This is a genomic window from Microcoleus sp. MON1_C5 (assembly GCF_036701875.1).
GTDB lineage: Bacteria > Cyanobacteriota > Cyanobacteriia > Cyanobacteriales > Microcoleaceae > Microcoleus.
The window spans coordinates 74,186-82,159 of record NZ_JAUBRN010000029.1; the positions used below are offsets into that span (position 1 = coordinate 74,186).

5 protein-coding genes are annotated in these 7,974 nt (G+C 44.5%); all 5 read right to left on the reverse strand.

What is annotated here, in order from left to right:
- Positions 1-143: 143 nt before the first annotated feature.
- The 5 genes from QUA71_RS15950 to QUA71_RS15970 all read right to left on the reverse strand — a co-directional run bounded on the left by QUA71_RS15950 (position 144) and on the right by QUA71_RS15970 (position 7,753).
- Complete coding sequence (locus tag QUA71_RS15950; RefSeq protein WP_333286373.1) at positions 144-2,489, reverse strand: DUF4347 domain-containing protein; 2,346 nt, start codon at positions 2,487-2,489, stop codon at positions 144-146.
- Positions 2,449-2,826 (reverse strand): DUF4347 domain-containing protein, encoded by a 378-nt coding sequence (locus tag QUA71_RS15955; protein WP_333286375.1) that lies wholly within the window; start codon positions 2,824-2,826, stop codon positions 2,449-2,451. The genes QUA71_RS15950 and QUA71_RS15955 overlap by 41 nt, the downstream gene beginning before the upstream one ends.
- A gap of 426 nt (positions 2,827-3,252) precedes the next feature.
- A complete protein-coding gene (locus QUA71_RS15960; protein ID WP_333286377.1) occupies positions 3,253-4,002 on the reverse strand; it encodes an amino acid ABC transporter ATP-binding protein in 750 nt (249 codons plus the stop codon).
- The gene (locus QUA71_RS15965; protein ID WP_333286379.1) at positions 3,968-5,431 is read right to left on the reverse strand and encodes an ABC transporter substrate-binding protein/permease; all 1,464 of its coding nucleotides are present in this window, start codon (positions 5,429-5,431) and stop codon (positions 3,968-3,970) included. The genes QUA71_RS15960 and QUA71_RS15965 overlap by 35 nt, the downstream gene beginning before the upstream one ends.
- A 324-nt stretch (positions 5,432-5,755) precedes the next feature.
- On the reverse strand, positions 5,756-7,753 hold the full coding sequence (locus tag QUA71_RS15970) for a DEAD/DEAH box helicase family protein (RefSeq protein ID WP_333286381.1): 1,998 nt from the start codon (positions 7,751-7,753) through the stop codon (positions 5,756-5,758).
- Positions 7,754-7,974: the final 221 nt, after the last annotated feature.

The window sequence follows — 7,974 nt, forward strand, 5'->3', positions numbered from 1 at the left end:
AGCTGCCAACGGAATTGATGATTTTATAAGGCAAAAGCAGGTTAGTGTAGCTAGCGTCTTATTTTTAGAACAAGCAATTGGGCCGCAGGAATAGCTGCTGAACCCAATTGCATAGATGCCTTGCTCCTGCCCGTGCGATCGCTCTAGGCTTTGAAGAAAACGCTAGAATTTAGGGCATCTTGAGCTACCCCAGTGACTATAGCCAAATAATTATCACCCACTTTGATAGCCGTAGAAGCCACAGGTGTCACGCCGTCAAGCTGCAAATTCACACGCTCAAAAGTGAGAGCAGAAAATGTTAGTTTTTCGATCAAACCAATTGAATCTCCAGGGCGGAAGTCCGTAATCACATCTGTTTGATTAATCGGAGTTGCATCTTCATCTACGGCGAAGAAGAAAGCATCATTGCCATCACCGCCTGTGAGAATGTCTTGGCCGCGATCGCCTATGAGTATATCGTTGCCCGCACCGCCATTGAGAGTATCATTTCCCTTGCCGCCGCGTATAACATCATTGCCCTCTCCTCCTATTAGGCTGTCATTGTCGTTATTACCGCTGAGGAAGTCGTTGCCAGCACCGCCATCAATGCTATCGGAGCCTTTTCCGCCTAACAAAATGTCGTTGCCACCCAGTCCGTTAAGTGTATCAGCACCTTGATTGCCACTGAAGGTGTCATCGTTATTCGTACCTGTTAAAGAGTCATTGCCGGATAGGGCTACGATTCCTTTACCCATCGCATCTGGGGGTATAACAGTATCAGCATTGTCTGTGAAGAAGTAAAATCCAGGCCCGCTAAGATTTTGTGGCAGTCCCGTGGGTTCGCCGCCCTCTGTGGCATTAGGTTTGGGTGAAAAGATAGATACTAATGGTGCAGGTGTCGGTGTTGGAGTTGGTGTCGGAGTTGTTGGAGTTGTTGGAGTTGTTGGAGTTGTTGGAGGTGTTGGAGTTGGCGTTGTTGGAGTTGTTGGAGTTGGAGTCGGAGTCGGAGTTGTTGGAGTTGTTGGAGTTGTTGGAGTTGGCGTTGTTGGAGTTGGAGTTGTTGGAGTTGTTGGAGTTGTTGGAGTTGGCGTTGTTGGAGTTGTTGGAGTTGTTGGAGTTGTTGGAGTTGTTGGAGTTGGAGTCGGAGTAGGAGTTGTTGGAGTTGTTGGAGTTGGCGTTGTTGGAGTTGTTGGAGTTGGAGTCGGAGTCGGAGTTGTTGAAGTTGGAGTTGTTGGTGTTGGAGTTGGCGTTGTTGGAGTTGTTGGAGTTGGAGTCGGAGTTGTTGGAGTTGTTGGAGTTGGAGTCGGAGTCGGAGTTGTTGGAGTTGGAGTCGGAGTCGGAGTTGTTGGAGTTGGAGTCGGAGTCGGAGTTGTTGGAGTTGGAGTTGTTGGAGTTGGCGTTGGAGTCGGAGTTGTTGGAGTTGGCGTTGGAGCTACAGAGATTAATTTCCAACCTATATCTTCCAGTACGCCAAGTGTAAGAGGCCCAGGGTTATGGATAGCTACTCCAAAATTCCGAATGTATGTCATCAACGAATTACTGCCATCTCCATAGGTAGCTTCGTCTAGGTGAGAGAAGCTTTCACCGTCGGTAAAGATGTTAGGCGCGTAAATCTTTAGTTTGGTACCGCCATTTCCTGCGACAGCTTTAGGGCCATTGAAGAAAAGGTTATTGCTGATTAACTGGTTTCCTAGTGCGACAGAAGGCAGAGGAAACAGCGCTGTGTCAGTGATTTTCTGACCTGAACTATTCTCAATAAATCTGTCGTAAATGCTGAGATAGCTATTGGTAGTATCAAACGAACGGCCCTGTCCAGTAGTATCTAACCCATAAAAGCTAATGAATCCCATTCCGTGAGCAATTTCATGAACGAGTGTGCTAACCAAATCCGTCTGATTAGCACCGGGATTTGCATCGGTTCCAAAGTACCAAGAAATTCTAGGCGAACTAGCGCTGGAATCATTGTTAACACGGATCTCCATTTCAGGAGAACTTCCATTCAAATCCGTGCCTGCTAATTGGTTGGCTAGCGGCATTGAATAAAGAGTGTTTGTTAACGGTGCGCCCGTAAAGTTTGCTGTGGCAGGGCTTCCTGTTACTGCCTTACCAGTTAAAGATTCCCAAGTTGCGTTAATTACTACGTCTACTTTCGAGGTGTCGATTGCTTGGTTCCAGATATTAACCGCGTAATCAAACGCATTTTTAGCTTCTGGAGGAAATAGTGTATCGTAAGTGACTTTAATCGCCAAAATTCCTTGGTAAGCCTCCTGCGCCTGTGGCCCAAACGCCAAAGATGCCTCCATCGCCCCAGTTGTATACCCCAATTCCCAGTCGCCGCCTTTCTTAGCACTACCCGTCAGGCTCATAGAAGCTGCCACATTAGCCCCTGTTAGCTGGCTTAAACGCTGTGCGAAAGCAGCACCCAAATCTCCCTTTGCTACGTTGCAGCCATACAGAAGAATCTCAGCATTACTTGCCAGCCCCTTTGCCCATTCCTTTACCCACAGCACAAAGTCGCAATTTCGGGGGGGGGGGGATAGACACTACACCCCGGTTTTCTTCATTTATGATATTGGTTGGGCTGAGAGCGTAATCGCTCAATGTATCCAAAGTCAACATCGTATTGCCCAGTTGCAGAGAACATACTGCGCCGTGCGATACAATGTGAACTGCTGAGAAGTTACCGCCCCGCAGTTTTTGAGCAATTTGTTCTACCCCGTTGTGGTTAGAATCGAGCAGGATTACTTCTGTTCCAGGCGTAACGCCGTCAACTAGAGTCTTCCAGTCAGGGACAGCAGTATCGATAAATGCGATCGCTTTCGGAGTTTGGGAAATTTTGTGGGGCATGATCTACCTTTAGCTAGGTGGCAACTGGGAAATTATGGGCTTGGGACGAGCACAATTTAAATATTGTATGGCAGTGCTTACTCCTTTATCAGTTGCTTGAATTAAACTTAATATTGTTTGGATTAAACTCAGTAATTTTGCGGACAAAAAGCTTGCTTGAAGAGACTTCGTTTTTAAATCTAAGTATTACTTATGTGAAGATACTTAAAGGGAAAATAAAGTAACAATGAAGTAGGGTGCGTCAGCTCGCATTATTTTCGTCACAAACTAACTATCTTACAACTGACGCACCACGCAACAAACGGTGCCCCGGAAGTATACTTTTCGTGCCGATCCGAGCATCTCCAACCTGACGCACCCTACCGCAACTTTCTCTTTCTCCTCTAACTCTGTGTCCTCTGCGGTTAAAAACTCTAATTATATGAATTAAAGCATTTTTTCCAGAAATTGCTTGGCGCGATCGCACTTTGGCTTGCTAAAAAACTCCTGCGGCGGCACATCTTCCGCCACCTTTCCGCCATCGAGAAACAAAATCCGGTGGGCGACTTCCCGCGCAAAACCCATTTCGTGAGTTACAATTGCCATTGTAATTCCCGTTTTCGTCAAAGCTTTCATCACATCTAACACTTCTTTAACCATTTCTGGATCGAGTGCAGAAGTCGGTTCGTCCATCAACAAAATTTCTGGTTCCATAGCCAAACAGCGGGCGATCGCCACCCGCTGTTTTTGTCCCCCCGAAAGCTTAGAAGGATAAACCTCTGCCTTATCTGACAAACCCACTTTGTCCAGCAATTCTAACCCCTTCAGACGCGCCTCATCCGATCCAACCTGCTTCACCTTTACAGGCGCATAGGTTACATTTTGCAGGACAGTCATGTGCGGGAACAAGTGGAAATGCTGAAAAACCATCCCTACTTTCTGGCGGATTTTCATAATATCTGCCTTCGGCAAAGTAATATCCACTCCGTCAATGTATATATGTCCGGAAGTCGGAATTTCCAGTAAATTCAAACACCGCAAAAAAGTAGACTTGCCGCACCCCGAAGGGCCGATAATGGCAATCACTTCTCCTTTATGAATCTCAGTAGTTATCTCGCGCAAAACCTTCAGATTGCCAAAAGATTTATACAGGCGATCGACCTTAACTGCTACTTTGGAGTCTGCGTTCGAGTACATTGGCCCCCCAAGTTAAACTAAGCACCATCAAATAATAAATTGCGCCGACAAATATCAAAGGTTCAAAGTAAATATACTTTTCTGCTCCCACAATTGTAGCGCGGCGCAGCAAGTCTTCTACACCAATTACTGAAACTAAAGCGGAATCTTTCAGTAAAGCAATACTTTCATTCACCAATGCAGGCAAAATATTTTTCAACGCTTGCGGCAAGATAATATCGCCCATCATCAGTTTGTAGGGAACGCCAAGGGATTCTGCGGCTTCTTTTTGACCTTTATCTACGGCTTGAATTCCGGCGCGGATTGTTTCGGAAATATAAGCCCCAGAATTCAGGAAAAAAGTAATGACGCCAGCTTGCAGCGCCGATATATTATAGCCCGTAAGCTGCGGCGTTGCAAAATAAACTAAAGTCAACTGCAAAATTAGCGGCGTTCCTCGAAAAATTGAGGTGTAAGCAGTGCCAAACCAGAACAGCGGTTTAATGCTAGAAATCTTAAACAGAGACAGGACAATTCCCCAGATAAATCCGAGAAATGCCGACAGCAAGGTAAAAGTTAGCGTTACCCCAATCCCGGACAAAATATAAGGCAAACTCGGCAAGATTTTGCCAAAATCTAACCCGAACTTGGGCGCTACCGCAGGCTGATTTGCTTGAGCAGGTTCTTGCGGAATTGGTCGAGAAAACCATTTAGTAGCTAGTTCCTTAATTTGACCGCTGGCTTTCATTTGCTGGAGGACTCGGTTGAATTCTGGAACTAATCTCGAACCTTTCGGAAAGGCGATCGCCGAACCGCTTTCTTCAGTATTCGGGATTGTGTTAAATTCCAAGTCCGGGTTCGCTGCTGCATAACCCGTAGCGACAGTATCCTCGATCACTCCCGCCGCGAGGCGGTTTGATTTAATTTCTTGAATAATGTCAGGAATCCTATTGAGAGGAGCCAGTTGCACACCGGGCATTTTTTTCACAGCTTCCTGCTGAATGCTTCCGAGTTGAACGCCTACTTTTTTCCCGGCTAAATCTTCAGCTTTGGTCAAATTGCTGCCTTTATTGGCGACAATTGTATTTTGAGCTTCGTAGTAAAGGTCAGAAAAAGCAACATTTTTTTTCCTTTCGGCTGTGGGAGTCATTCCAGCCATCACAAAATCGGCTCTGCCCGCCTGCAAAGCGGGAATTAAGCCGTTAAAATCCATGCCAATTACTTTCAGTTCGTAGCCTAATTTTTTAGTAATATATTTGGCAATATCAATGTCAAAACCGATGATTTCGTTGCCGCTAACAGCCGTATCTTTAAATTCATAGGGCGGGTAGTCTGGGGAAGTCGCCAGTGTTAAAGTCTTGTTGGCTTGGGCGTAACTGGCGATCGCAATTAAACAAAAGGCGATCGCGATCGCCGCCGCCAGCATTGATTTTAATTTTAAACCTTTCATATCGAACATTGTCCTAAAAAATCCCCTCGCCCAGAAAATATACCACACATCGGAATCAAGTCACCCTTGTAAAGGAAGATATACTCCTGGACGCACGGGTTTCCAGAAACCGGGTTTGATCGACAAACAAACGGCATGATTAGCCTTTAATAAGGGTAAAAAACCGATTATAAAGGTATTAAGGCGTCCAGGGCTAAAGATAGATATTTGGGTCACTAACTTATATTTAAAAAATGTCCGCAAGGCACATTTTTAAACAATTTAGAAAGGGAAGCTTGTTTGCTAAATTCCCACCCATAACGATTTGTTAGCCCGCTCGGCACACTAGAGTTGTACTGCAATTTGAGAGAGTTCAACCTCCTCTGATTTGATGGCTCTAAAATACTGAAATTTCCCTACTTTAGTATTTTCAATTATTCTAAAACCTGCTAGTTCAAGTCCCCTAATAAACCCTTGAATATCTTTCATGTGGGAAGTGACCTCATAAATCCAGAGCTGTCCATCAAGTTTGAGTGTACGGGCGGCTTCTCGAATATAATCAGCGATGTTTAAACCCATAAGTGACAGATTAAACATAGCAACGTCCAGACAGCTATCCTCCAAAGGCACACGAGCCATATCGCACTCAATAACCGAATCATTTATAGCAATAAAATCAAAGCTATGAACTATATGCTTACCAGCAAGAGCTTTAGCTATCAGCGCTTCGCCACAACCAAAATCAGCCACAACTAAATCAGATCGCCTCTGAAGCCATTTGATCGCTTCCTCATAAGGAATGATTGACCAGGTTTTTCGGGCTTCTTGATAAAGGGTATGATATTGCATCCACTCTTCTGGATTGCCTTGCAAACGTTTATAGGTAGTTTGACTGTAGCTGTTACTCCAACGGGCATTCATCCGGCTAAAATCACCGTACTGAAGATTCCGTCGCTGGACATCTACAGGATCAATATCTGGAAGTGGAACAAAGATTCTAGGGCGAATAATAGATTTTTGTTCACCTGTCTTCAATCGTTCTAACCACTGCCGTAGATCTCGAAATGCCTGAGATTCTGTTCTTAATTGTCCTTCAGGCATTACACCATCAACCGCAGCATCAGCAACCGTCTGTTTATTTTGCAGCCTAGCTAATCGCCCCTCATCCCAACTCCAGTGTTCTCCATCATCTAAACCATAAGTCACAGGCATAAGGATTGTGAGAGTATCGTGAACTTGTCCCTGACGATTCAATCGCCCTTCTAGCTGCTCTAGTTCGGCACTTGTCCAAGGTGGAATGTTCAGAATTAGGCGATCGCAAACTCGTTGAAATCCATCGACACCAGTAGCCATTGCACTACTAGCAATCAAAATGTCTGTAGAGCCATCAATAAAATTGTTACGGCCACTCTTATCTCCCCCCATGTGAAAACCGACAGTCCATCCTTCTCCCTCGATCGCCTCTTTTAGCTGATCGACAATGCCCTCAACGTAATGAGTATAAACAATTGTTTTTGGTTGAAGTTCCTTCAAAATCGCTGGAATTCTGGCGCGGGTAAGGATTTGCTCCATCTTTAGAAGAGATGTAGCTTTTTCTCGCATTTCATCAACCAAGTGAGTACAATTAACTGGAATCGTAACCCTGTTGATTTTGATCTTAGGCTTGACTCTGGAACGAATTCCCAGAGTAACAAGTGCCTGATGTAAACGCATACAGTTGTTAAGCGTAGCTTTTTCACCTAAATCAGATCGTTCTATACCTGTTACTAATTCAACTAAACTTTTACCTTCTTTTAGATTATTAATTACAGGAGTTGCACTCATTCCCAGCACATGAAGATCAGGATTGTTCTCAGTTGCATTCGTAATCAGTGCAAGAACCATCTGTCGCCGTTTAGATGGATCGTCACTACGATGTTTACAACGATGAATCTCATCTACAATAATCAGGTCAATTTTGTATCGTTCTAGCAGTTGTCGAATGTGACCAGGTGTTGAGGGTTGCTGGAACATTTCATGATTCAGCAGAATGTAGTGATTTCCCTCCTCAATATCTGACCAATGAGGATTGAAATTTTTGATTGTTACTCGACTATCAGGAAAAACGTGCTTGATTTCTCCATGCCAGTTTGGAATTGTGTCTAATGGACAAATAATTATTGTGAGATGAGCATCAATAATACGGCTGCTCAGAATACCACCAATTGTTTTACCTGTTCCTGTTAACGAAAGATTTAACATTCGCTTTCGATTGCGTAGCTGTACCGCCGTCAACTTCTGCATTAAGTTTGGAGGGGTAATTTTGCCATTAATGCGGAATGCCCAACCTGACGGAATTTGCATATCCCGCGCTTGGTTGTATTCGTCAAGAAATTGATCTCTCACCTGACGACCATAACCCTCATCGGTAAATGCTTCTACACCTTCAACAGCAGATTCATCCTCAAAAACTTCTGCCCAAATCCGATTAAGCCTAGAAGCAATAAAGGTAATTGCTCAACTAGGGGAAAAAATGGAGCCATCAATAGAGAGAGCTTGTTGAATAGATTGATAAGCAGTTAAAC